We start from the raw sequence: 23,885 nt of genomic DNA on the forward strand, positions 1-23,885 counted from the left end.
TCACCGAGATCCGTGTGCCACCGAGGTCGCGGCCTAGCCGTTCACGAGGCCTGCAAGCGACTGCAAGGCTGCTTCGGCGTCGGGCATACCCCGCCCGGCCCGGGTATCGGGGACCGACGCATGGCGCTTGGCTGAGCCAATGATCGCAGTCTCGACTAGGCTAATCGGTGCTCTCGGATGCGCTTCCATCAGGAGGGCGGCGAGCCCCGCGACGTGCGGCGTCGCCTGAGAGGTGCCCTGCAGCATCTGGAAACCGTCGCCGGGCGCCGCCGACCAGATGTCGACGCCCGGAGCCACGATGTCTGGAACGATCGGTTCGTTGGGCCGATTCATCACTTCGCTGCCCGAGAAGGTTGGTACGCGGCCGAACTGCGAGACAGCACCTACGCTGAGCGACTGCGCGTAGTTGCCGGGAGAGCGCGTCGAGCCTTCGCCGTCGTTGCCGGTAGCGATCACCGGTAGGCACTCGTTGGCGCGCAGGGCATCGACGATGGTTAGAAAGCAGTCGGTATAGGTCGGCCAACCCAACGAGAGGTTGAGGATGCGCGCACCATTGGTCAGCGCCCATTCCATTCCGCCTAGGACCCGCGCGATGGAATCACCGGCTTCGAGTACCTCTGCTGAGAGTAGTTTCGCCCCCGGCGCGACGCCCGCCTTTACCTGTTTGAAGGGCCGGCCCGCGATGATCCCTGCAGTGTGGGTACCGTGATGGCCACTATCGGTAGGTGGGTTCGTGGCGCGCTTCTCGACGCCGCCCAGGTCGAACACCGTGGCCTTTTCAATCGCGCCCTCAAGCATCGGGTGTGCCCCATCTATGCCCGTGTCCAGGTGACCCACCAGCACGCCCTTGCCTGTAAGGCCCTGAGACCACAACGCTTCAATCTTAAGTGCTTTGATGCCCCATGTTGGCCCCTTGTCGGGAGTATCCTGCGCACTCTGGGCGAGGTATGGCACCGGACGGATCATGCGAAGACTGTTGGACTCAGTCACGCTTCGCACCGCCTGGTGCTTGCGCATCGCTTCGAGCCCCTCGCGCGTCACCGCCCCGTAGGCCAAACCCAATTTGGGGAAGACTAGCATCGGCGAGGGAGACTCAGAAGTGCCACTCCTGCGGGAGCGACGCCTGTTTGTTGCCAGCACGGCGCCGCGGGAGCCCGCTTCGGAATCGAAAAGGCCCTTTAGCGTTGTGAGGTCGGCCTCGCTTTGCGACGAAAGGCGCACTAGCACGCCGGCAGCCCTACGGTTGGCCAGAAGTTCGTCGATGCTCATGGCGAAGTCTTGCCAGCGTTAACGGCTCCGGTAGCTCCCTGCTGGGATGCAGTCGGCTCGGCCGGTCGGGCGTTGACGATATTCTGGACGTTGCTCACGGAGTGGTAGCCGCCGTGAACAGGGACAAGGCTTGAAGCCATGACGTTTCCGGTGGGCCCATCGAAGGCGGTCATGGTTGCAACCGCACCGCCCATCACGAAGAACGGGTTCGCTCCAAGTGAGGACAATATGTTCTTCTTTGTGTAGCCGGTTCCCCCGGCTTTGTGCAGTTGGACAACAACCAGCGAGGCTCCATCATCGAGCTGTCCGCGTAAGGCCCCTTCTCGAACGACGTTCGCTAACGGGATCTGGCCCTTGTCGTCCGCCGTGCCGAGCTTGACGGCCCACGTATCGATGCGATCAGCCAGCGCCTTCCACTGCGCGGCCGCTTCCTTCGCCTTGGCAATCTCCTTCTGGAGGCGGATCGCTTCGGCTTCCGCCGTATCGCGCTCGGCTTTCGGCTTTGTCGCGTCGTCCCTGATCTTTGCCTGGGCAGCCAGGGACGTCTCCCGCTCGACCTGCGCGGACGCATGCTGGCGAGCTCTCTGCGCTGCGAGGTCGCCGATTTCAAAGGCGGCTGTTATCTCGCCCAGCGCTTGCTGGTCTGTCTGGTCCGGCTTGGCCTGATACATCGCCGGGGCCTGGGCCGTGATGGCAGGACTGAGAGCGCGCAGCTCACCCGCCAACGCCGCTAAAAGCATGCCATCCGTGGTCGCCACCTCAATGCCCTGGAACTTATAGTCGGTCTTGAAGTAGCTCAAGACCTTGTTCAACGCTTCGAGACCGAGGCCCACCGACGCCAACGACTGAGCCAGGGTGTCAGACCTCGGAGCATCCTTCGTCTGCTCGGTCACTCCCTTCTGTGCGGCCTTAAAGCTCTCGTGTTGCGCGTTGAAGGCGATGAGCGCCTGAAAGTCAGGGACAGTGGAGGAGGTGAAAAGCAACGCTTTCTTCTGGTCCGACTTGGACTTCCCGATAGACACCGCGAATTCTCTGGCAATCGTGCGGACCGCTAAGGTGGCGAGCAGGAGCGCCTCCGCGTTGCCCGCATTGGTGCCCATGTCAGCCGCGCCCGTGTAGCCGGAGGCTGTGAAGTCTCCGTACTTCGCCTTCGCTGCTGCCGACGCCGCTTCGAAGCTCGCCTTCTCGGCGTCTGCTTGTGCCTTCCTCGCGTCGGCGAGCTCCTTGGCCGCCTTGGCAACGGCGGCCTGATCGGCGGCTGGCGATTTCGCCGTGTCCTGCGCGGCGGCCAGCGCCTTGGCCGCGTTGGCTTCCTGTGTCAAGGCTTCCAACGCTTCCTTCCTTGCCACGGCCTGCTCTTTGATCTTCTTGAGTTCTTCGGGCGTTGCATTCGCGGGAATGGCTGGATCTTGAGCGGCCACGGGACCTCCGTAGAGAGAAAGCAGAAGCAGGGTCGCCGGAGCGATTCGGCGGAAACGAGCGATTGCGGTCAGGACGCCGTCGGGCGGCGTGATCGTTAGATGTTCGACGAGCGCGATGGCAACGCGTGCCGCAGAGCCTTCGGCCATGGTATGCATTCTCCTTCTGTGGGGTAGCAAGTCGCCACACCCGCATAGTGCTTAGAACGCCGTGTGCCGTCATCATCAATTGGACTGACGAGCGGTGCCCTATCAAGGTGGTTGTGGACCTGCGTACCGGGTCGCCTCGATATCGGGCGGTCGTAGCAGAAATTTCGCAACGTGCGCACGGATGAGTCATCATGGCCGGACACGCCGCATCGGCTTTACGCTGGAAGCGAATGATCTGCGACTCGGTATAGCGCTTCGTCGCCTACTCTCCGAGAAGCCCAAAAAACTCTTGTTGGGATGCTGTTTAGCTGCCGCTCGTCAATTGCCGAAACTGGCCGAGAGCGACTGCCCACCGGGACGCTTGAATGCAGCCCTTCAACCCTGCTTGGCGGAGGGGGCAACCCGCAACGACAGCTGCTAGGCAGGCGCATCCTACAAGGCCCTCAACTCGATGGGAGACCATCATGGAAACTGCAAGCACTGCGATCCACCACGAGCCGTGGAACAAGGGCAAGATCGTGGGACAGAAGGCACCGTTCAAGCTGCAAGACATCTGGGCGCTTCGCGTTCGCCTCCAGATGGAAGGCCGGGTCCGCGAGCTGGCCCTCTTCAACCTCGGGATCGACAGCAAGCTGCGCGGGTGCGACCTCGTTGCCTTGAAGGTCCGCGACGTGTGCCATGGCGAACAAGTTGCCGCGCGCGCCATCGTCATGCAGCACAAGACGCAACGCCCGGTCCAGTTCGAGATCACAGCCGCCACCCGAAAGGCTCTGGCGGCGTGGATCAAGCAAGCTAGGCTGAGGTCGGATGACTTCCTGTTTCCCAGCCGGCTCCACGAGTCGCCACACCTGGGGACGCGACAGTAGCCCGGATTCTCGGCTGGGGCTGGACCGCGCGGACTACGGGACTCACTCCATGCGACGGACGAAAGCGACCCTGATCTATCGACGGACGAAGAACCTGCGCGCGGTGCAACTGCTGCTCGGGCACTCCAAGCTGGAATCGACCGTGCGATACCTCGGCATTGAAGTAGATGAAGCACTCGAGATCTCCGAGCAGACAGAGATCTGAGCAGCCGCAGCGGCAGCTCTGCAATTGCGCCGAGCCGGCCGCTGCTCAACGACGGCTATGTGCAGTCTGGCTGCACCAACGCTATCGGCCAGAGGACTAAACCGCTCGCGCGGTAAGCGCTTCGCGCAACCCGTTGGCGACTGATCGGCACCGTTGGTGCCACCGTCGATGTCGAGGCAATCCGCCTCGTTCACCGACGGAGCAGTAACCATGGACACGATCACATCGGCGGTCACCCCGCTGCGCCAGCGCATGCTCGAAGACATGCGCATGCGCAAACTGGAACCACGCACGCAGGAAGCCTACATCCGCGCCGTGCGCAAGCTGGCGGCCTGGCTGCACCGCTCGCCAGACACGGCCACCGTGGAAGACCTGCGCAACTTTCAGCTCCACCTGGTCGACGAAGGCGCCTCGCCGATGACGTTGAACGTCACGCTCACCGGCCTGCGATTCTTCTTCGACGTCACGCTGCAGCGGCTGGAACTGATGGCCCGCATGCACCCGGTCAAGCTGCCGCACAAACTGCCGGTGGTGCTCAGCACGCAGGAGGTCTCGCGCCTGATCGCCGCTGCCTCCAACGTCAAGCACCAGGCGGCGTTGTCGGTCGCCTACGGCGCCGGCCTGCGTGCCAGCGAAGTCATCCACCTGAAGGTCACCGACGTGGACAGCGAGCGCATGACGCTGCGAGTGGAGCAAGGCAAGGGCCGCAAGGACCGCTACGCCATGCTCAGCCCGGTGCTGTTGCAGCGCCTGCGTTCGTGGTGGCGCATCGCCAACAGGCAGGGCCGCATGCTGCCCGGCGGATGGCTGTTCCCGGGCCTGGACCCGACGGACCCGCTGACGCCGCGCCAGCTCAACCGCGCCGTGCACGCCGCCGCCGAGGCCGCCGGCATCGACAAGCGGATCTCCACGCACTCGCTGCGCCACGGGTTCGCCACCCACCTGTTGGAGCGCAAAGTGGACATCCGCGTGATCCAGGTGTTGCTGGGCCACAAGCGGCTGGAGACGACGGCGATCTACGCCCATGTGGCCAGCGACCTGCTGCGCGAGGTGATCGGCCCGCTGGAGCCTGTGCCGTCATCCTGAGGTCGCTGTGCAGCGGCCCGTCCTGGAGGTCGCCGACGTCTTTCATCAGCACGGCCCGGCCTGGCGTGCCGCCCAACGCGGCCACCTGAGCCTGGGCCAGCTCAAGGTCATGTCGGCCATCGAGCAGTGCCGCAGCGCGGCGCTGGGTGGACACGTGTTGCGCTGCGAGGGCTGCGGCACGGACCAGGTCTCGTACAACTCGTGCCGCAATCGACACTGCCCCAAGTGCCAGAGCGCAGCAGCGCAGCGCTGGTTGGAGTCCCGGCAGGTCGATCTGCTGCCGGTGGACTACTACCACGTGGTGTTCACGCTGCCGGCGCCCGTGGCCGATCTCGCGTACCAGAACAAGGCCGCGCTCTACGGGCTGTTGTTCGACTTGGCCTCCGAGGTCTTGCTGACCATCGCGGCCGATCCGAAGCATCTGGGCGCCAGGATCGGCGCCACGCTGGTGCTGCACACCTGGGGCTCGGCGTTGACGCACCATCCGCATGTGCACGGCATCGTGCCCGGTGGCGGGCTGGCGCCCGACGGCAAGACCTGGGTGGCGTGCCGGCCTGGCTTCTTTCTGCCGGTGCGGGTGCTGTCGCGCTTGTTCCGGCGGCGCTTTCTCGACGAGCTGGGGCGGCTGCACGCCGGCGGCAAGCTGCGGTTCTTCGGCGAGCTCGCCGCACTGGCCGATGCGCGCACCTTCAAGAGCTGGCTGGCACCGCTGCGCAAGGTCGAGTGGGTGGTCTACGCCAAGCGTCCCTTTGCCGGCCCGCAGGCCGTGCTGGCCTACCTGTCGCGCTACACCCACCGGGTGGCGATCTCCAACAGCCGGCTGCTCGCGATGGACGAGCGCGGCGTGACGTTCCGCTGGAAGGACTACCGCGCCAAGGGACGCACGCGTCACAAGGCCATGACGCTGGAGCCAGCGGAGTTCATGCGGCGCTTCCTGCTGCACGTGCTGCCCGGTGGCTTGCACCGCATCCGGCACTACGGACTGCTGGCCAACGGCTGTCGCAAAGCCAGCCTGGCGTTGGCGCGCGAGCTGCTGCAGGTCGCGCCAGAGCCAGTCGCGACGGACAGTGACGCTGGTGCGTCGGCCCCGCAGGCTGTCGCCTTCATCTGCCGGCACTGTGGGAGCCCGATGGGCATCGTGCAGATCTTCCCGCGCGGCGTGGCCATCCGCGCACCGCCACCGCGATGACCGCCGACAAACCAACACCACGCCTTGCGCCGATCAGCCAGTGGCTTGAATCGCCTGGACACTTGCGCGCGTGGCGGCTCAAACAAGAGCCGCGGCCGCCTGCAAGAGCTGCTGCGCTGGGACTGTTCACGCAGCGGTGGGGCTGTGGGCGAGCACAGCGACCTCGTCAATCACCACGGCATGCCCGTCCACCATCGCACCGTGCCGCTCAAATCCCCATAGACCCCTGCGTCTGACAACCGCTGCGCCTTGGTCCGCGGTTTCCTCCCTCGAGGCTTGTGCGACACCTGCCCTCAGGCCGTGGGCGCTCCATGCCCGGCTGGTTGTCGGGCAGGTATCTCACAACCCTAAACACTAGGAGTCATCGACAAGCGGCAGCTTTCCCGGACCTCTGTTGGCGATGGCCGGTCAGCCGGTCAGCCGCCAACCTCATCAAGTCGATCGGGCACCACAGTGCAGAACCACCAATCCGGCACCCGCACCGTGCATGAGGTGTCTCCGCTAGACTACCGCCACCAATTGCGGTGGGATTAGGCGTCGGCGATGGGGGACACGGCGGTGGCGGCAAACGGTTCCGGGGCGTGCCCCATGTGCGGATATGTGGGCGCCGAGCCCAGCCTGCGCTTCTGCGGGCAGTGCGGCATGCGCTTGGCCGCGCCTCCTGCATCCGGCAGCGCAATAGTGCCCCGGCGCGACCCTGCTGGCGGTCCCGAACGCCGGCAGGTCACAGTGATGTTTTGCGACCTCGTCGGGTCGAGCACCCTGGCCCAGCAACTGGAGCTCGAGGAGTTCCGCGACTTGATCCTGGCCTTCCAGGATCGATGCACGTCCATCGTGCAACGGTTCGGCGGCGAGGTCTCGCGCTTCATGGGAGACGCGCTGCTCGTAGTGTTCGGCTACCCGCGCGCGGACGAAAGCGCCTCGGAACGCGCGGTGCTCGCGGGCCTGGAACTGGTGGCCGGCGTGTCGCGCCTCCCGCTGCAAAGCCACCCGCAGCAGGTGCTGGGAGTGCGCGTGGGCATTGCGACAGGCATGGCCGTGGTGGGCGACCGGATCGGGGAAGGTGCCTGGCTTGAGCAGGCCGTGCTCGGTGAAACGCCCAACCTGGCGTCGCGGCTGCAGGGGCTGGCGCCGCCGGATTCGGTGGTCGTCTCGGGGGCCACCCGCGAACTGATCGGCAGCCGGTTCCTGTGCGAAAACCTCGGAATGCAATCACTCAAGGGCTTCGACGCACCGGTGCCGGTGTGGCGCGTGTCAGGTGTGCAGCAGGTCTCCAGCCGATTTCAGGCGCTGCGCTCGGCGAATTTGCCTCCGCTGGTCGACCGCCATGACGAATTGGGCTGGCTGGACGACCTGTGGCAGGCAGCCACGCAAGGCCAGGGCCGCGTGGCGCTGATCGGCGGCGAACCGGGCATCGGCAAGTCGCGCCTTGTGGAAGCGCTGCGCCAGCGCGTCGGTCAGGAGCAGGCCGCGTGCATCCACCTGCAGTGCTCGCCTTATTACACCAACCGCGCGCTGCATCCGGTGCTGGAGTACATCGAAGGCGCCGCCTTCATGGACAAGGAAGATGCCCCAAAGAGGAAGGTACAGCGGCTGGCGCAATGGCTGGGCGCGCAGACGGGCCGCACCCATGCGATGGCGCTGCTCGGCGGGCTGCTGTCGATCCCTGCGGCCGATCTGCCGCCGCTGCCATCGATGACGGCTTCGCGCCAGAAGGCGCTGGTCTTCAGGCTGCTGAACGAGCTGATCCAGGGAATCGCCGTCGAGCGTCCGCTGATGCTGGTGTGCGAGGACCTGCAGTGGATCGACCCCACTAGCGAAGCTTTGCTGTCGCAGATGGTGGCCGGTGTCCGCCAGATGCCGATCTTCATCGTCGGCACGCACCGGCCGGAGTTCGTGTCCGCCTGGCCGGATGCCGAGCGGCGCACGCTGCGCCGCCTCGCCCCACAGCTGGCGCGCACGCTGGCTGAGCACCTACCCGGCGCCCGCGACCTGCCCGCCGACGAACTGGACGATCTGGTCGCCGCCTCCGACGGCATTCCGCTGTTCGTCGAAGAGATCACTCGTGCGGCTGTGCACGCCAGGTCCGTGAGCGGTGCGCCTTCGGGGCGCAGCGCGCGACGAGGGCGCCTGTCGATCCCGTCATCGTTGCACGACACGCTCCTCGCGCGCCTGGACCAGCTGGGACCAGAGCGCCAGGTGGCGCAGCTGGCCAGCGTGATTGGCCGCGAGTTCAGCTATCCGCTGCTGCAGGCGATTTCCACGTCGCCGCCGGCCGCAGTGCACGAAGCGATCGGCGCGCTCGAGCGCGCCGAGCTGATCTTCGCCGACCGCAGCGGGGTGGGCGCGCGCTACGTCTTCAGCCATGCGCTAGTCCGTGAGGCCGCCTACGAAACGCTGCTGCATAGCCGGCGTCGACAGCTGCATGCGGCCGTGGCCGAGGCTCTTGAGCGGCAGTTCCCGCAGACCGCGACCGAGACACCGGAGCTGGTAGCCCACCACTGGTCGGAAGCCGGACGCCCGGAGCTGGCCATTGCCAGCTGGCTGCTGGCCGGCCGACGGGCGAGTGAGCGATCGGAATATCGCGAAGCGATCGGCCACCTGCAGCGCGCTATCGAACTGCTGCCGCAGTTGCCCGAGGATCAGTCCCACGAGCATCGCGAATTGGAGGTGCTGCTGGAACTAGCGCCTTCATTGATCGTCACCCAGGGTGCGGGCACGGCCGAGGTGGCCCAGCTCTACACTCGAGCGCTGGACTTATGCGACCGGCTGCCGACTTCGCCGCTGCACTTCGCTGCGCGCTGGGGCTGGTGGCGTGTCTCGATGGATCACCGCTCGGGGCGTGGGCGCGCCGCCGAACTGATTGGCCTGGCGCAGAGCCTGGACGACCCAGGCCTCGTCGTGCAAGCGCACCATGCACAGTGGGCGACCCTTTATATGGTTGGCCAGCACGAGCAGTGCTGCGCGCACGCCGACGCGGGCCTGAGCCTGTATGACCCGCTACGGCATCGGATGCATGGCGGCATCTTCGGCGGCCACGACGCGAAGGTTTGTGCGCTGGGCGAATCAGCGCTGTCGGCATGGATGCTCGCCCGTCTCGACGAAGCAACCGGCCGCATGCAGGCCGCGCTGGACTGGTCTGCTACCCTGGGCCACGCCGCCAGCCGCGTACATGCGATGGACTACGCGCTGCAGTTGCACCGCTTCCGAGGTGACGCCGCCGAGGTCGCCCGCCGGGCCGATGAGTTGGTCGCCTACGCCGTGGAGCAGCACCTCCATGAACACCGCGCCAAAGGCCGGATCTTCCGCGGCTGGGCGCGCGCGCGGCTCGAGCCCGATGCCGCGAAGGCGTTCGAGGAGATCCGCTCGGCGCTGGACGAAGAAAAGACCGCCGCCACGCCGGAAGACTTCCCCCAGTACTACGAGATGTATGCCGATGTCTGCGCGCGCGCGGGGCAAGTCGATGCCGGGCTGGCGGCGGTGGACGAAGCGCTGCGGCTCGCTGACAAGGGCGGCTTTGTCTACTGGAATGCCGAGTTGCTACGCCGCCGCGCCGGGCTGCTGGGGGTGGCCGGCGCCGACAGCGAGACCATCGACGCCTGCTTCTGCCAGGCCCTAACCTGCGCGCGCGAGCAAGGCGCTTTGTCACTGGCGCTGCGCGCCGCCACCAGCCGGGCCCGCTTCTGCGCCGACGGCCCGCGCGCGACCGAAGCCTTCGACGCGCTCCGCCAGATCCTCGGGCAGTTCCGCCAGGGATTGGCCTCCCCCGACGTTGTCGAAGCTACCCGGCTGGCCGAAGCGCCGCGGTCCGTATGACGGAGGCCGCCTTGCCCGAGCTCGGGACCATGCATCGCTGCTGCACGCCGGCGCAGACACTGGCCCGGCTTGAGCCACTGCTGCCTGCCTTTGGTATCACGCGGGTCGCCAACGTGACCGGCTTGGACCGTATCGGTATCCCGGTGGTGATGGTTGCACGGCCGCTGGCCCGGTCGATCTCGGTCTCGCAGGGCAAGGGGCTTACGCTCGACGCCGCCAAGGTGGGCGGCCTGATGGAGGCCATCGAGGTCTGGCACGCCGAACGCATCACGCAGCCGCTGCGCATGGGCAGCGCGGCGGAGCTGGCGCAGGAGCACCGCGTTGTCGCCGTCGGCCGGCTCGTGCTGACGGTGGACTCACAAGTGGCGCATGAGAGGCCGACGCTGTGGGTCGAGGGCCGGGACCTTTCATGCGGCCATGGCGTGTGGGTGCCCTATGAGATGGTCAGCACCGACTACACGCTGCCCTTGCCACCGGGCAGCGGCATGTTCGAGGCCAGCACCAACGGCCTGGCCTCGGGCAACGATTCGGCGGAGGCCGAATGCCACGCGCTGTGCGAGGTGGTCGAACGCGATGCCACCGTGCGCTGGAAGCGCTTGCCTGCCTCCTGCCGCGATGCACGCACGCTAGACCTGGACTCGGTCCACGATCCGGCCTGCCGGGACGTCATCGTACGGCTGCGGGCAGCGGGCCTGTCCATCCATGCCTGGGACACCACGTCCGACGTCCGCGTAGCCGCCTTCGTTTGCTTGGTGATGGAAGTATCCGGGGACTTTGCCGACCCGGAGTTCGGTGCCGGCTGCCATCCGCAGCGGGCCGCGGCGCTGCTGAGCGCGTTGCTCGAAGCTGCGCAGGCCCGCACGACCTTCATCACCGGTGCGCGCGACGACTTCGCGCCCGATGCCTGGGAAACGCGGCATCGGCATCGCCGCCACCGGGCCTGCAGCAGCCTGCTGCCGCGCAGTCCGGCGCAACGTCGCTTCGATGCCGTCCCTGACGTAGCGACAGCGAATGCGGCCGAGGACCGCAGCCACGTCATTGCCCGCCTGCAGGAGATCGGATGCGACCAGGCGATTGCCGTCGACCTGAGCAAGTCGGCGATCGGCATACCGGTGGTCAAGGTCGTGGTACCTGGGCTGGTCGGTCGGCTGGCCGAAGAGCAGCGCGCGCCGGTCCATCGCGAGCGCGCGAAGACGGCTCTGCGCCGCAACTGGGTGGTGCAGTGGCCGTGAAGGCCTGCGTCTTCGTGGGCCCAACACTGCGGCGGCAAGAGGCACTCGCGGCGCTCGACGCCCACTTCCTGCCGCCGGCCCGGCTGGGTGACGTGTACCAGGCGGTGTCGCTGCTTCGGCCGCGGGTGATCGGCATCGTCGACGGATACTTCCAGTGGGCACCCGCGGTCTGGCACAAGGAGATCCTCTGGGCGCTGTACGGCGGCATTCAGGTATTCGGCGCTGCCAGCCTCGGCGCCCTTCGGGCGGCGGAGCTGCATCCCTTCGGCATGCAGGGGGTCGGCACGATCTTCCAGGCCTACCGCGACGCCGTGCTACCGGGCGACGATGGCACGCCGTTTGAGGACGACGACGAGGTGGCCGTGGTGCACGGGCCGGCCGAGTTGGGCTACCCGCCACTTTCGGACGCAATGGTCAACATCCGGCTCACGATTCAACGGGCCGTGTCCGAAGGGGTGGTGGCACCGTCGATCGGCGACCAGCTGCGCCAGCTTGCGAAGGCCACGTTCTTCGCCGAGCGCTCGTACGCGGGTCTGCTCCGCCTTGCGCGGCAGCGCGGCCTACCAGCTGCCGAGTTGCGAGCGCTCGAGTGGTGGCTTCCCAACGGCGTCGTCGACCAGAAGCGGGCCGACGCCCTCGACATGCTGCGGGCGATGCGTGCGTCGCGCGCCACCTGGCAGCGGCCACCGGCAGTGAACTTCAGGTTCGAGTCGAACTGCTACTGGCAAGCCGTGGTCCACCACTTTGAGCCCGAACTCGCCGTTGACGAGACCGACGAACGGGTGCTGGCCGAATTGCGCCTGGATCCGGCGGCGTGGCAGGACGCCAAGCGGGCGGCGCTGGACCGCCTGTTGCCACCGCCGCCGTCAGCCTCCGCAGAGCCCGAGCCCCCAATGGCCGCGGCGCAGCAGTCTCGAGCGTGGGCGATCGCGCGAGATCGCCTGACCCCGGCCGTGGTCGACCGCGCGATGCTCGGTCACCTGCAAGCCACTGGCAAACTCGAGAACCTGCGCCGACGCGGCGACGCCAAGCACCGCTACCTAGGCGCCATGCCGAAGCCGCTTGGTGCCGATCGCCTCGGCGACATGCAACGGCTGGCCTTGACCGACTGGTATTTCGCCCAGGTCGTGGGCGGTGAGATGCCCGACGACCTGCCACAGTGGGCCCGCGACGCAGGCCATCGTGACGAGGAGGCGTTCATCGGTGCACTGTTCGACGAGTACCGGTTCCGCCAGGCGGTGGACGCTGAACCCGACGGCGCGGCCGCCGGATCCGGGGGCGCGAGCCAATGAGCCTTCGAGCCGTCTCCGCGCGCCGGTACGGCCGGCAAGTCAGCCTCACCCGGACCGGAACCAGGTTCCTGCTTTTTCCGCAGGCCCCGGTGTTGCCGGGCATTCGCGGGCCCGAGACGGTTTGGGTGTCGCCGCCGGCCGGAAGCATCGGACCCGGGCCAGCGGATGGTCGCATGTACGTGGTCGACGCAATCGAGAAGCTGCCGTACGACGGCGAGGCCTTCCCACCCTGGCGCGGCCCCGCGAATGCTCCAGCGCGGCCCGGACCGGAAGGCCACTTTGACCACCTCGAACCGCGCCAGCGGGAATTCATGGCGGCGCACTGCTACGGCGCGCTGAGGCTGGTGTTAGACATCTGGGAGCACTACCTCGGCCAGGTGATTCCGTGGCACTTCGCGATGCACTTCGACCGCCTGGAGATCGTGCCGATGGTGCACTGGAACAACGCCCAGTGCGGCTATGGCTTCATGGAGTTTGGCACGCACGCGCTCGGGCTGCCGGGCGCGCTGCCGTTGTGCCTCAACTTCGACGTGCTGGCGCACGAGTTGGGCCATGCGCTGCTCTATTCCCTTCTCGGGCTGCCGCGGCCGGAAGAGGTCTGCGCGCCCTACATCGCCTTTCATGAATCGGCGGCGGACTGCGTCGCGTTGATCTCGACCCTTCACTTCGACACGGTGGTAGACCGCCTGCTCCGCGCCACGCATGGCAACCTGTACTTGCCAAACGAGCTGAATCGCATCGGCGAACTGTCCACGACCGACCAGATCCGCAACGCCAGCCAGTCGCTGAAAATGTCCGACGTGCCGGCGTTCGATTTGCCGCTCGATCTGTTGTCGAACCGCCAGCGCCACGACATGAGCCTGCCGCTTACGGGTGCTGTCTTCGACATCCTGGTCGAGGTGTTCCAGGAGATCTTGGTGCGCGAAGGCCTGATCGGCGAGGAACTGAATGCGCTATCGCGCCAGGCCGGTGATGCCCACGAAGCCCTGGTGCAGCAGGCCTTCGACGTAGCTTTCAGTGGGCACGAGGCGCAGTTCAAGGCGGCCCTGCTGGATGCGCGGGACTACACGGCACGCTGCCTGGCTGGCGCGTGGAGAGCCCTTGACGATCAGGTCACCTTCGATCGCGCCGCCCAGGCCATGCTTCAGGCCGACCTAGCTCTGACCAGCGGCGCGGGCCACCGAATCCTGGTCGACTGCCTGAGCTGGCGCGGGATCCGTGTCTGATGAATCGGCTGACCTTCAGCAAGCCGACGGACGGAGCTCCTATCCACTGCAGCAAGCTGTGCGTATCATCGGTTAGGCAGTGAAGGTACTTTCAAAGGGAGGGTCCATGGCTAGTGAACGAAAAGCAAAAGAAAAGCCGGCGGAGACGTTGCCCAAGACGCCAGACAAGAAGCCGGACGAGATAACGGAGTCTGGGGGGCCTCCGCTGTACCCCTCACAAAACGCCGCAGAATCGTTCTTTGACTCCAACCGGATCGTCATGTTCGGCAAGCCGTTCAACGATCTGGCCGTCGCGAATCAGCAGCAGTCCAGAGGCGTTGTCAATGCCTCGGCCGCGCAGCGGAAGGCGGCGCTGCGCAATCTACTTCAAGACCGCGACGCACGGGTCGCCCGGATCTTCGGCTACTCGTTCGAAGGGCAATACTACAAGCTGCCTCGACCGATGCTTTTCGTCGTGATCGGAGACGGCACTTCGGTAGGTAACAGCCCCAGCGTCGCGGTCGCCGGCGTCGAAGGTCAGGACTGGAACTTTTCACCCGACATCGTCGCGTGGCCGGTTGATGGCGACGATGTCGCGATCTGCCTGGATCTGATGATCGGCACCTTCGAGGAACTGCTGCTCGGCGTGGACCCGGCGGTACCCGACGACACGAAAGCACGCAGCGCGATGGCAGGTCGCAGCGCGGTCGCTTCGCGCAGCGCGGCCACGCTGCGCAGCGCAGCCGCATTCCGCTCTGCGATGCTCGGGCCGCACCAGGACCGATGAGCGACGTATTTTGGGAAGCGAAGGTCTGTTCTAGATGTCGCTGACACGCCGGCAGCATTCCCGGCAATTGAGGCCCGGAGCGCGGCTTGAGACCGTGCGGACTCCCGCGCAGGGAGCCAACGTGGAAGCCGTTCGGCCGGCAAACTCTAGCGGGAGATGGCTGCCACCCAGTTCCACTACGAACGGCACCGCGCCCAGCAGGCCACGCCAAACGCCTGGTGCAGCAACACGCCGGCAATGTTCGTCGCGCAAGCCGAGGCCGGCACCGGATCTGAGCGACCACGGTTCTTTGAGAGACGAGTTCAATGCCCAGCCTGTCGCAGCGTTCTGCATCTACCCGCTTGATCGGCGCCTGGAGCAAACCCACCCGAGGTTCTTCGAATGGCAGTCTATGCGCGATGCGGCTCGGAAGATCCGTGCCGGATGTCCGACCCTGACCATGCGTGCAGGTGAGACAGCGCTCGAGGTGTGTTGGCGCCGACCGAAATTTGAGCTCACTTTTGCATTGGAGCCCACACTCGATGTGGCCATCGCGGAATGCGCAGCGCTTGCAGGCGGCAGATAACTGTGGCCTCGAACGCGTGACTGTGGGAGTGGCCGACCGACCGCTCCAGGGCGGCGAGATCGGGGCGGCCGATGACGGCTCCGGGCGCATAGCCGCATGCAATCGCATAGAAGCTGGCACGGACCCGACCCGGCTTCTTTCGGTCTGCGGCAGCCCCACGCTACCGTCGAAGCTGGTTACGCAGTGGCAACAGTATCGGGAATTTGCGACGAGCATCCGAAGCCGACCTTGACTAATGCGATGTGCCCTGCACTTTGACTCTGAACGAAAAAAGCACGGCCCGCTTTTCCAAAGTGCCCTCATCCGGAGCGGCGCTCCGCGACCCACCCTGCGTGGGGCGCTGGGACTACCGCAAAGCCTCAGTGGTCATGCACGACCGCAAGTGGGGAAGAAGCGAAATCCTTTCGGATGGGGCTGACGTCGAAAACACCCGATTCATGCCCCTTTGTCGCTGGCGAAACGAATCGCCGGGTTGATGTTGAGGGTCGTCTTTACCGGCTGTACACCGAGGCGAACCTGACCGTGCGCAAGCGCAAGAAGGTGCGCAGGCCACCCGCCGAGCGCACGCCGCTGAACATCGCCACCCAAGTCAACGAGGTATGGAGCATGGACTTCGTCAGCGACAGCCTGGCCAATGGAAGACGGCTGAAGTGCCTGACCGTGGCCGACGACTTCAGCCACGAGGCTGTGGACATTGCGGTGGACTACGGCATCAGCGGGCAGTACGTGATCAGGCTGCTGGACCAGGCCGCGCGGTTCCGGGGCTACCCGGCTGCTGTCAGGACAGACAACGGCCCCGAGTTCACCAGCAGGGCCTTCATCGGCTGGGCACAAAGCCACGGCATTCGACACATCCTGATCGAGCCGGGGCGACCCATGCAGAACGGCTACATCGAGAGCTTCAACGGCCGGTTTCGCGACGAGTGCCTGAACGAGCACTGGTTCCAGACGCTGCACCAGGCGCGCAAAGAGATCGCGGCATGGCGGCTCGACTACAACGTGGTGCGGCCCCACGGGAGCATCGGGCGCATGCCGCCAGCCCGGTTCGCCGAGCAGCATCGGAATGCCGGCGATGCTGCTCAACAGCTCACACCAGCAAACAACGAGATCCAGTAACCTTCAACCAGGACTTCTGCCGAAACATTGGTACGGCGGATGGGGGCAGGTCAGGAGGCTCAGCTTAACAACCCCACCTGCTCCACGCAGTAGCGCCGCGCCACCTCGGAATCGAACACCGCGCCGCACAGGCCCACATGGCCGTCGGGCCGCAGCAGGTGGAACGCCAGCAGCGCGATACCCGCGCCAGCCAGCACCGCGTCGTTGCCGGCATCGGCGGGCACGCACAGCACCGCCACGTCCGGCGGCAACGCAGCCGGCGGGGGGGCGTCCTGGCCGAACAGCAGCAGCGTCCAGCGCGTGTCGTCCAGCTGCTCGAACAGGTCCTGGGGCGCCGCTCCCGCCGCCAGGCGCAGCTGCAGCCACGGAAAGCGGTCCCCTGCGCGCACGCCTTCGGCCGGCATAGGTGCGGCTTCGCGCGACAGCGGACCGCCGCGGTAGCAGATGGCGGTCTGGGAGATGGTGCGGAAAGCCAGCGACTGCACACGGGCGGACCGCATCGCCAGCGCGGCGACGCGGGCCAGCACCTGCGTGCGCAGCAGCCCCGCGAGCGGGTTATCGGACACGATCACGCGGAAGGCGCGGTCTGTGGTGTCCAGCAGGCGGTCCGCCACCGGGATGCGTTCGGCCTCGTAGCTGTCCAGCAGCGCCGCTGCGGCCTCGCCGCGGGCCACGCGTGCGAGCTTCCAGGCCAGGTTGTAGGCATCCTGCAGCCCGGTGTTCATGCCTTGCGCGCCGACCGGGCTGTGCACATGCGCCGCGTCGCCGAGCAAGAAGCAGCGGCCGGCGCGGAAGCTGGCCGCGCGGCGATGGTGGATGCGGTAGGTGGAGAACCAGGAGCAGCCCTGAAACGCGAGCTGGTCGCCGGCCTCCTGTTCGATGGACGGCACCACCGCCTCGAAAGTCAGCCCGGGCCGGTCGCGCAGCTGCGGCTCCAGGATGCCGACCACGCGCCAGTGGTCGTTGCCGCGCATCGGAAAGAACAGGTGAAAGCCCTTCTTCCACAGGTAGATGTTGAGCTCGCCAGGGACCATGCTGCCGGTGGCCGTCGTGTCGGCCACGAAGAACACCTGCTCGTAGGACGCGCCTGGAAAGCCGATGCCGTTGAGCTCGCGCACGCTGCTGCGGGCGCCGTCGCAGCCGGCCACCCAGTCGGCCTGCAGCTCGCGCTCGCGGCCGTCCGGGTTGCGCAGTCGCGCCCGCACGCCGCCCACATCCTGCGCCAGCTCGACCAGCTCGGTGTTCCAGGCGATGGTCACGCCCAGGCCGCTCAGCCGCTCGCCCATGATGCGTTCGTTGTCGTCCTGGCCCAGCACCAGGATGTACGGATAGCGGCTGACGCGTGCACCAGCACTACCCAGCGGCACGCGGCCCAGCCGCCGGCCGTCGGCCCACAGGTTGCCGCCGGTGGCCGGGGTGCCGAGCGCCAGCGCCTGCTCCACCACGCCCATGCGCTCGTAGATCTCCAGCGTGCGCGCGTGCACGCCGAGCGCGCGCGACTGCATGGCCGGGCCGGCATGGCGGTCGACGATGAACGGCATCAGCCCGGCGCGCGCCATCTGGACGGCCAGCATCAGGCCGGTCGGGCCGGCCCCTACGATCAAGACCTGCGTGTGCATGGCGCTTCTCCTCGTAGCCTGCCCGCCATGATGCGCCGCTGGCCGGCGCACCGCCAGCCTGCATCGCGTCTAAAGGCACCCGAGTACGGCGCCAGCACGCGGCGGATGTCGCTGTCGGGCCGTGCCTTCGGCAATGCGCGGTCGGCCACGCCGTACAGGAGCACATCGATCAGCGCACCGGCGCTTCCACAACGTCGTGGTGCTCGCGCTCACAGCGCATCCGCTGGGACGCGGCCCAGTGCAGCCGTTCGAGCCTCGCAAGCGATGGGGGCGCAGCGACCGCAAACAACCCGGACCACTCGCTCGCCTTATCCATGGCAACGGCGGCAACCGCTGCACTGCCGACGTCCAAATTCGTCCGGCGACCGACAGCAAAGGGCGGCGAAGCTGCCACTCAGCAGGGCCGTCGCGCAACGCGCGAGCATGGATGCCGGGCGTTCACGAATAGCGCATGCGCTAATGGGCCCAGACGTTGATGCGCTGTCGCGGGCGTCGATGGCAAGCCACCCGCCATCGCGCTGGGCACGGCTGTGCAGCAGCACATCCGTGCCGCCGCCCTCACCTCGACGCGCTCCTCGCCGGTAGTCCGCGGTCACCGCCACTGCTGAATCCACTGCCGCAAATCTTCGGCCCGCCAGGCGGTGATGCCCTCGGACAACCGAACCGGCTTCGGAAACTCTCCTGCTTGCACCCGTCGCCACAGCGTGGTCTTGGAGAAGGGGATGACGCGCAGCAGCAGCTTCTGCCGCACGAACCCGATCTCCGGCAGGCTTGCGCGTTCAAGCGCAGGTGCATCGGCTGCACGTGGCGCGCTGGGGGTCGAAGGAAATACGTGTTGCATGATCGATCCTTGTGCCGGCTGTCGCCGACTGGAACAGGGATGACCCGCTCTGTCGCGGCCGTCGAGGTCACAAGACAACGCGCCGCCAAGGAACGCTGGATCTTAAGCGCCTGGCCGGCGTTCCGAGGGGCCAGGATGTCCATGCAACAAGGCGCACTGCGCCAGGAAGAGCGCCTGCACACAGCGCGTCCACGAAACTCCATGCGACGGCGGCGGAGGCCGTCCCACGGCGTTGCAAGAGGCAGGTACGACTGCGACGCGCCCGATCGGCGTCGCGTGCGCCGCAGTGGGCGGCGTACACGCCTGACCACTTTAGCGCGCGCCGTGCAGCGGCGGAACCACCGCGTGCCAGGGACCCGCCTATTGGCCCCGCCATCCTGGCACTTCGTGCATGGCGATGCGACGCGATGGGATCAGACGGAGGCGACCACGCCCTGCTGCACCACGGCGGTGGGGTGTGGCGCCGTGTTGCGTGCTTCGGCTCCGTTGCACGCTTTGGCATCCTCGGGCGCGGTGACCGCGGCTGGAGCATCTGGCACACCATCCTCCTCGTCCCCGCGGCGGCCGGCAGCCTCGGCGGACCGGTCCAGTGCATTCATCTTCATCCGCAAGCGACTCGCCTGGCTGCGCGCGCTGTTCGCCACGTCGCGCACCTTGCGCTTCAGGACCGCGCGCTCGTGGTCGATCTGCTCGGCGGTCCCGACCTCGTGGATCTCCAGCGTCTGCAGCAGCGGCATCAGCTGGTCCAGCTTGCCCAGGATCTCCAGATAGCGGCGTCCGCTGGACGACAGCACGCCGACCTCCAGGACCATGGGCACGGTGTCGTAGGTGGCGGTCACCGTGATGCCGTGCGCCTGGAAGTTCGCCTCGGCGGCATCGATGGCCTCGTCGATCAGCGCGGCCAGCTGGTCCATCTGCGCACGCAGCGTGGTCTCGGCCCTGGCCACCTCGGTCGGGTCCAGCCGCGTGCGCGCGATCACCGAGACGAAGTGGCTGCCGAGCTGGAAGGTGTTGAAGTAGCGCACAAACGCGCGCTTGCCGTCGGGACTGGCGAAACGCGACGGCATCTTCAGGCTGGCGGCCTCGACGCGCCGGAAGTCCGTCTTGTGCTCGCGCGCGAGGATGCGGGCGTTGACGCCCCCCTGGTCATGCTGGACGACTTCGATCTGGGCCATGGCCTCCTCCGGTGCGGATCCTGCGGCCTCCATGATCGGCATCTTGCGGATCCATCGCCATGCGAATCGGGCACTGATTTGGGGGGATATCGACCCCAGCCCCGTTGCGAGGTGGCGATGGGGTTGACGCGTCACGCTCCGTCGCCTACTGTGCCTCCCATGCAGTAGCTTGGCCCTGCTTCCCCGGCTAGCCCTGGAGTCAACGACGCCCCCGCTCGAGTCCCTGCGGTGCGGCGTCAGGAGGATCGACCGGACGCGGATGCGGCTTTCGAGGCCGGTCCAGGCCCTGCACCGCTGGCCTGGCGCCGAAAGCTTTCCCGCCGGTCGCTGGCAGACCGGACGCACGACGCACCGCGCCGTGCGCAAGCCAGCCTCGTGTCCCGATCCGTCCCGGATCCGATGTTTGCCAACCCCTGGGGGCTCCACGCCCCGCGGGTGATGGTGGCCTCCCTTTCAACCCTAGGAGCCCACCATGGTGCACACCCACGCCTGCTCGCAGATCATTTCCGTTGACTCGCTGTTCCATGTCCCGGTCGATCTGCTCGAGACCGACACCGGCAGCGCCGACACCGGTGCCTTCGATGTCGATGCACCCGTCGAATGGAGCGAAGAAGACCTGGTGCTGCTGCATTGGCGGCTGCTGCGGGAGATCCAGCGGCTGGCCGAGCCAGAGACGCCGCTGGAGGAGAAGCTGGACACGCTGCGCTGGGTCTTCACCGAGCGCGCCAAGGACGGCCAGCCGTTCTCGTTCGTGTCCTGCCTGCGCGTCGTGGGCTGCAGCCCGCTGTCGCCCCTGCCCTATTGCGGGCTCGTGGACGCCGAAGAGGTCCGCGACCGCATCCGCGCCGCCGTGAAGCCCTGGCTGCGCGAGACGCTGCTGCGCTACCCGGGCTGGGTACGCGAGGCCGTGCTGGACCACCCGGACTGGGTGGCCGCGCGCCTGGCCGCCAACCCGCAGTGGCTCAACGAGGAAACGCGGCGCATCGCGCTGCATGGCGACATGTTCGCCTGATGTCTTCGCGTTCTTTGGCGTGATTTGTTCGCCTGACCCATCCACCCCCGCGGTGCCGCGCTCCCTTAGGCCGACCCGCATTCCACAGGAGATGACCATGCAGATCCAAGTGCACATCGACGAAGCCGGCGCGCTGCGCAACCAGCGCTACGCCTTCTCCAACCGCTTCACGCTCGTCACCGAGCTGCTGCAGAACGCGCGCCGTGCCGGCGCGCAGCACATCGAGGTCGACTACGACCTGGACGCACAACGCCTGACCGTGCAGGACGACGGTTGCGGCCTGCAGGACTTCCAGGCCCTGCTGACCTTCCACCATTCGGGCTGGGACAGCCAGACCGTGGTCGAGGAACGCGCGTTCGGCCTGGGCTTCACCAAGTGCCTGTATGCGGCCACGCGCTGCATCGTGCACTCGGGCCACCAGCGCGTCGACATCGACACCGTGGCTGCGCTGGACCGGGCGCCATGTGACGTCGTCACCACCGACGCCCACGTCGCCGGCACACGCGTCGAGCTGCACGGCGTGGACCTGCCCGACCTGTCCGTGCGCATGGAACGGCTGTGCCAGGGCTTTCCGGTCGACGTGGTGTTCAACGGCGAACAGCTGGTCCGTCGCTATGCCGAGGACTGTCTGGTGTTCGAAGCCACCCCCATCGGCGCCATGCACCTCACAGGCCGCCACGACGGCCGCGCCATGCGCGGCATGCTGGTGTTCCTGCAGGGCTTCTGTGTGCACGCGCCCTCGTACCACGAGAGTGACCACGTCAATGTCGTGCACCTGGACCCGCGCCAGTTCGTGGCCAGGCTGCCAGACCGCGACATGCTGATCGACGCCGACCAGCAGTTGCCACGCATCGAGGCGCAGCTGCGCCTGTGCTGGCGCCACCACCTGCACAAGGCGCGTGACAGCCAGCCGGACCGCAGCTTCGTCGACACGTTCTACAACGCCATGCGCAGCTGGAACCTGCTGGAGCTGCTGAACGACCTGGACGAACTGCCGACCGCGCTGTGCGAGCGCATCGGTGGCTACCCGGTCCAGGGCCATGCGTTCGCGCGGGCTTTCATGGACCCGGTGGCCACGGCGCCCAGCCGCGCGGAGATCGAGCAAGGCCAGGTGCGACTGGTCGCGCTGGAGGATCCGCATGCGGGCAACGCCGCCCACTGGATGCTGGCCCGCGCGCGCCGCTGGCTGGTCATGCGCCCCCACAGTCTGCAGGCCTGCCACTGGGCGCAGCGCCACATCCGCATGCTGGACGACACCCCGGCCCAGGTCGAGGCGCTGGACGTGCAGACGCAGGCGCAGCTCGAAGGCCGGGTGGTGCGCGCGCGCGTCGTGCTCTGTCGCGCCGTGCGCATCCGGGTCGGCCAGGAGGAAGCCGAGATCGAGGACGCCGGTGTCTGCCATGCCGAGCAGCTGCTGCTGCCCGCCGGCGAGTGCAGTGGCGAGCCGGTGCGCCAGCTGTCGGACTTCCTCGACGACTGCGACCGGTACCAGGACGGCGCCATGCAGGCCGACCGCGAGGCCCTGGCGGCGTTGATCCAGCACCTGCGCTCCACCGATGCGCAGGCCACGCTGTCGGCGCTGCTGGCGACCATGAAGCTGGACCGCTACCCGCTGCTGCACGGCTGCTCGTTCGAGATCAGCGTCGGCAACGGTGCGGCGTCAGGCTGCTCGGTCGAGCTGGTCGGCTCGCCGCTGGTCGCCATCCCGCTGGGGAACCTTGGCTTGGAAGAGCGGCCACTGGGAGCGCTGCATGGACAACCCTGAGTACGCGCAGCGCGTGGACGCCGCCCGGCGTGCCGCGCATGGCCGCTGGACCGAGATCCTGCGCGCCCAGGGGCTGGACGAGCGCATGCTGCTGCGCAAGCCCATGGCCTGCCCGCTGTGCCGCGCCGGCGTGGACCGGTTCCAGTACACCGACAAGTTCGGCGAAGGGAACTACCACTGCCGCAAGTGCGGCGCCGGCGGCGGCTTCAAGCTGCTGCAGGCCTGCAAGGGCCTGGACTTCCATGCGGCGCTGTGTGCCGTGGAGTCGCTGCTGGGCCGGCTGCCGGAACCACCGGCATCGACGGCCCAGCCCGCGGCGCCCTCCCCCGAGCGCATGCGCGCCCTGGCGCAGCGCATCTGGGACGAGGCCCTGCCGGTGTCGCCCGGCGATGCCGTCGACCGCTACCTGCAGGCGCGCAGCCTGGGCCTGGCGGTGTACCCGCCAGCCCTGCGCTGCCACCCCGCCCTGGGCTACTTCCGCAAGGACGGTGGCCCGCGTGCGCGCAAGCTGGCCGACTACCCGGCCATGCTGGCCAGCGTGCAAAGCCCGCAGGGCCTGGTGACGCTGCACCGCACCTACCTGACGGACGGCCACAAGCTGGACGCCCAGGATGCGAAGAAGCTGCTGTCGGGTGGCTACGTCGGGGCCTCCGTGCCCCTGGCCGCGGCCACCGACGAACTGGCGGTGTGCGAGGGCCTGGAGACCGGCCTGGCCGTGCTGCTGGCGACCGGCAAGCCGGTCTGGTGCGCGCTCGGCGCGGGCAATCTGGAAAAGCTCTGGGTGCCGCCCACCGTGCGCCGGGTCTGCATCTACGCCGACAACGACGCCGACGGTGACTTCACCGGCCAGGCCAGTGCCTACGCGCTAGCGCGGCGGCTGCGGCGCGAGGACAGCACGGCGCGCGAGGTGCAGGTCTACCTGCCCAAGGCCGCCGGATCGGACTGGGCCGATGTCTGGCGCCAACGCCAGCAGACCCGTCTCGTGAGGGTGGCATGAGCGTGCCGTCTTGTGGGCGCGGCCACGCGCCATGGCTTGGCGGGCGACGGCGGTGGCCGCGCCCGGCCTTTTCAGCGCAGGTCGCGCGGGCCTGGCGGCCCGGTGCATCGGCCTGCACCGCAAAGGTCACCCCCGGCTTTCCCGACTGGTCGCTGCCAGACCAGGCCGCTCGCGCGGCGAAGGCAGCCTCGGAGTTCACGGTGCGATCCCTCGCACCACGGTGGTGCCGGCTTGCCGGCACCGATTGGCACCCCCTGGGGACCAGCGTCCCCAAGAGGGC

At 67.4% G+C, this 23,885-nt stretch carries 15 protein-coding genes and 2 pseudogenes; 12 read left to right on the forward strand and 5 right to left on the reverse strand.

Features of this window, described 5'->3' with window-relative positions:
- Nucleotides 1-33: 33 nt before the first annotated feature.
- Nucleotides 34-1,269, reverse strand: a complete 1,236-nt coding sequence (locus tag AC099J_RS19040) for a S8 family peptidase (RefSeq protein ID WP_479616859.1) — start codon at nucleotides 1,267-1,269, stop codon at nucleotides 34-36.
- The gene (locus tag AC099J_RS19045) at nucleotides 1,266-2,837 is read right to left on the reverse strand and encodes a hypothetical protein (RefSeq protein WP_479616860.1); all 1,572 of its coding nucleotides are present in this window, start codon (nucleotides 2,835-2,837) and stop codon (nucleotides 1,266-1,268) included. The genes AC099J_RS19040 and AC099J_RS19045 overlap by 4 nt, the downstream gene beginning before the upstream one ends.
- A gap of 464 nt (nucleotides 2,838-3,301) precedes the next feature.
- Here AC099J_RS19045 and AC099J_RS19050 point away from each other — a divergent pair.
- From AC099J_RS19050 to AC099J_RS19090, 9 genes and pseudogenes are all read left to right on the forward strand, one after another.
- Nucleotides 3,302-3,908: pseudogene (locus tag AC099J_RS19050) on the forward strand (tyrosine-type recombinase/integrase).
- A gap of 210 nt (nucleotides 3,909-4,118) precedes the next feature.
- Nucleotides 4,119-4,994 carry a tyrosine-type recombinase/integrase gene (locus tag AC099J_RS19055; RefSeq protein WP_479616861.1) on the forward strand — a complete coding sequence of 292 codons (876 nt, stop codon included), beginning with the start codon at nucleotides 4,119-4,121 and terminating at the stop codon, nucleotides 4,992-4,994.
- Nucleotides 4,995-5,001: 7 nt separating this feature from the next.
- Nucleotides 5,002-6,183: an IS91 family transposase gene (locus AC099J_RS19060; protein ID WP_479616862.1), complete on the forward strand. Its 1,182-nt coding sequence runs from the start codon at nucleotides 5,002-5,004 to the stop codon at nucleotides 6,181-6,183.
- A 642-nt stretch (nucleotides 6,184-6,825) separates the two neighbouring features.
- Complete coding sequence (locus AC099J_RS19065; RefSeq protein ID WP_479617087.1) at nucleotides 6,826-9,999, forward strand: AAA family ATPase; 3,174 nt, start codon at nucleotides 6,826-6,828, stop codon at nucleotides 9,997-9,999.
- A gap of 29 nt (nucleotides 10,000-10,028) precedes the next feature.
- The gene (locus AC099J_RS19070) at nucleotides 10,029-11,231 is read left to right on the forward strand and encodes a YcaO-like family protein (protein ID WP_479616863.1); all 1,203 of its coding nucleotides are present in this window, start codon (nucleotides 10,029-10,031) and stop codon (nucleotides 11,229-11,231) included.
- Nucleotides 11,222-12,523, forward strand: a complete 1,302-nt coding sequence (locus AC099J_RS19075) for a TfuA-like protein (RefSeq protein WP_479616864.1) — start codon at nucleotides 11,222-11,224, stop codon at nucleotides 12,521-12,523. Before AC099J_RS19070 ends, AC099J_RS19075 begins: the two co-directional genes overlap by 10 nt.
- A gap of 173 nt (nucleotides 12,524-12,696) precedes the next feature.
- Entirely contained in the window at nucleotides 12,697-13,749 is a 1,053-nt protein-coding gene (locus AC099J_RS19080; protein WP_479616865.1) for a gluzincin family metallopeptidase, read from the forward strand.
- 106 nt (nucleotides 13,750-13,855) lie between these two features.
- Nucleotides 13,856-14,515 (forward strand): hypothetical protein, encoded by a 660-nt coding sequence (locus AC099J_RS19085; protein WP_479616866.1) that lies wholly within the window; start codon nucleotides 13,856-13,858, stop codon nucleotides 14,513-14,515.
- 1,051 nt (nucleotides 14,516-15,566) lie between these two features.
- Nucleotides 15,567-16,196: pseudogene (locus tag AC099J_RS19090) on the forward strand (IS3 family transposase); the annotation flags it as partial.
- Between the two features lie 59 nt (nucleotides 16,197-16,255).
- On the opposite strand, the gene AC099J_RS19095 reads toward AC099J_RS19090, so the two are convergent.
- From AC099J_RS19095 to AC099J_RS19105, 3 genes are all read right to left on the reverse strand, one after another.
- Nucleotides 16,256-17,815, reverse strand: a complete 1,560-nt coding sequence (locus AC099J_RS19095) for an FAD-dependent monooxygenase (RefSeq protein WP_479616867.1) — start codon at nucleotides 17,813-17,815, stop codon at nucleotides 16,256-16,258.
- 592 nt (nucleotides 17,816-18,407) lie between these two features.
- The gene (locus AC099J_RS19100) at nucleotides 18,408-18,656 is read right to left on the reverse strand and encodes a helix-turn-helix transcriptional regulator (RefSeq protein ID WP_479616868.1); all 249 of its coding nucleotides are present in this window, start codon (nucleotides 18,654-18,656) and stop codon (nucleotides 18,408-18,410) included.
- Nucleotides 18,657-19,069: 413 nt separating this feature from the next.
- Nucleotides 19,070-19,831 (reverse strand): DUF1845 domain-containing protein, encoded by a 762-nt coding sequence (locus AC099J_RS19105; protein WP_479616869.1) that lies wholly within the window; start codon nucleotides 19,829-19,831, stop codon nucleotides 19,070-19,072.
- Between the two features lie 472 nt (nucleotides 19,832-20,303).
- Here AC099J_RS19105 and AC099J_RS19110 point away from each other — a divergent pair, with 472 nt between their 5' ends.
- The 3 genes from AC099J_RS19110 to AC099J_RS19120 all read left to right on the forward strand — a co-directional run bounded on the left by AC099J_RS19110 (nucleotide 20,304) and on the right by AC099J_RS19120 (nucleotide 23,605).
- Complete coding sequence (locus AC099J_RS19110; protein ID WP_479616870.1) at nucleotides 20,304-20,843, forward strand: hypothetical protein; 540 nt, start codon at nucleotides 20,304-20,306, stop codon at nucleotides 20,841-20,843.
- A gap of 97 nt (nucleotides 20,844-20,940) precedes the next feature.
- Complete coding sequence (locus AC099J_RS19115) at nucleotides 20,941-22,608, forward strand: ATP-binding protein (protein ID WP_479616871.1); 1,668 nt, start codon at nucleotides 20,941-20,943, stop codon at nucleotides 22,606-22,608.
- The gene (locus tag AC099J_RS19120) at nucleotides 22,595-23,605 is read left to right on the forward strand and encodes a DUF7146 domain-containing protein (protein ID WP_479616872.1); all 1,011 of its coding nucleotides are present in this window, start codon (nucleotides 22,595-22,597) and stop codon (nucleotides 23,603-23,605) included. Before AC099J_RS19115 ends, AC099J_RS19120 begins: the two co-directional genes overlap by 14 nt.
- Nucleotides 23,606-23,885 lie beyond the last annotated feature (280 nt).

Source organism: Rhodoferax sp. RT4P68 (assembly GCF_056521305.1).

Excerpts from the sequence above, each read along its gene's own strand:
- AC099J_RS19055 (WP_479616861.1), top strand. The coding sequence starts at position 4,119 with ATGGACACGATCACATCGGCGGTCACCCCGCTGCGCCAGCGCATGCTC.
- AC099J_RS19065 (WP_479617087.1), top strand. The coding sequence starts at position 6,826 with ATGCGCTTGGCCGCGCCTCCTGCATCCGGCAGCGCAATAGTGCCCCGG.
- AC099J_RS19110 (WP_479616870.1), top strand. The coding sequence starts at position 20,304 with ATGGTGCACACCCACGCCTGCTCGCAGATCATTTCCGTTGACTCGCTG.
- AC099J_RS19095 (WP_479616867.1), bottom strand. The coding sequence starts at position 17,815 with ATGCACACGCAGGTCTTGATCGTAGGGGCCGGCCCGACCGGCCTGATG.
- AC099J_RS19105 (WP_479616869.1), bottom strand. The coding sequence starts at position 19,831 with ATGGCCCAGATCGAAGTCGTCCAGCATGACCAGGGGGGCGTCAACGCC.
- AC099J_RS19040 (WP_479616859.1), bottom strand. The coding sequence starts at position 1,269 with ATGAGCATCGACGAACTTCTGGCCAACCGTAGGGCTGCCGGCGTGCTA.
- AC099J_RS19115 (WP_479616871.1), top strand. The coding sequence starts at position 20,941 with ATGCAGATCCAAGTGCACATCGACGAAGCCGGCGCGCTGCGCAACCAG.
- AC099J_RS19120 (WP_479616872.1), top strand. The coding sequence starts at position 22,595 with ATGGACAACCCTGAGTACGCGCAGCGCGTGGACGCCGCCCGGCGTGCC.
- AC099J_RS19045 (WP_479616860.1), bottom strand. The coding sequence starts at position 2,837 with ATGGCCGAAGGCTCTGCGGCACGCGTTGCCATCGCGCTCGTCGAACAT.
- AC099J_RS19085 (WP_479616866.1), top strand. The coding sequence starts at position 13,856 with ATGGCTAGTGAACGAAAAGCAAAAGAAAAGCCGGCGGAGACGTTGCCC.
- AC099J_RS19080 (WP_479616865.1), top strand. The coding sequence starts at position 12,697 with ATGTACGTGGTCGACGCAATCGAGAAGCTGCCGTACGACGGCGAGGCC.
- AC099J_RS19100 (WP_479616868.1), bottom strand. The coding sequence starts at position 18,656 with ATGCAACACGTATTTCCTTCGACCCCCAGCGCGCCACGTGCAGCCGAT.
- AC099J_RS19070 (WP_479616863.1), top strand. The coding sequence starts at position 10,029 with ATGCATCGCTGCTGCACGCCGGCGCAGACACTGGCCCGGCTTGAGCCA.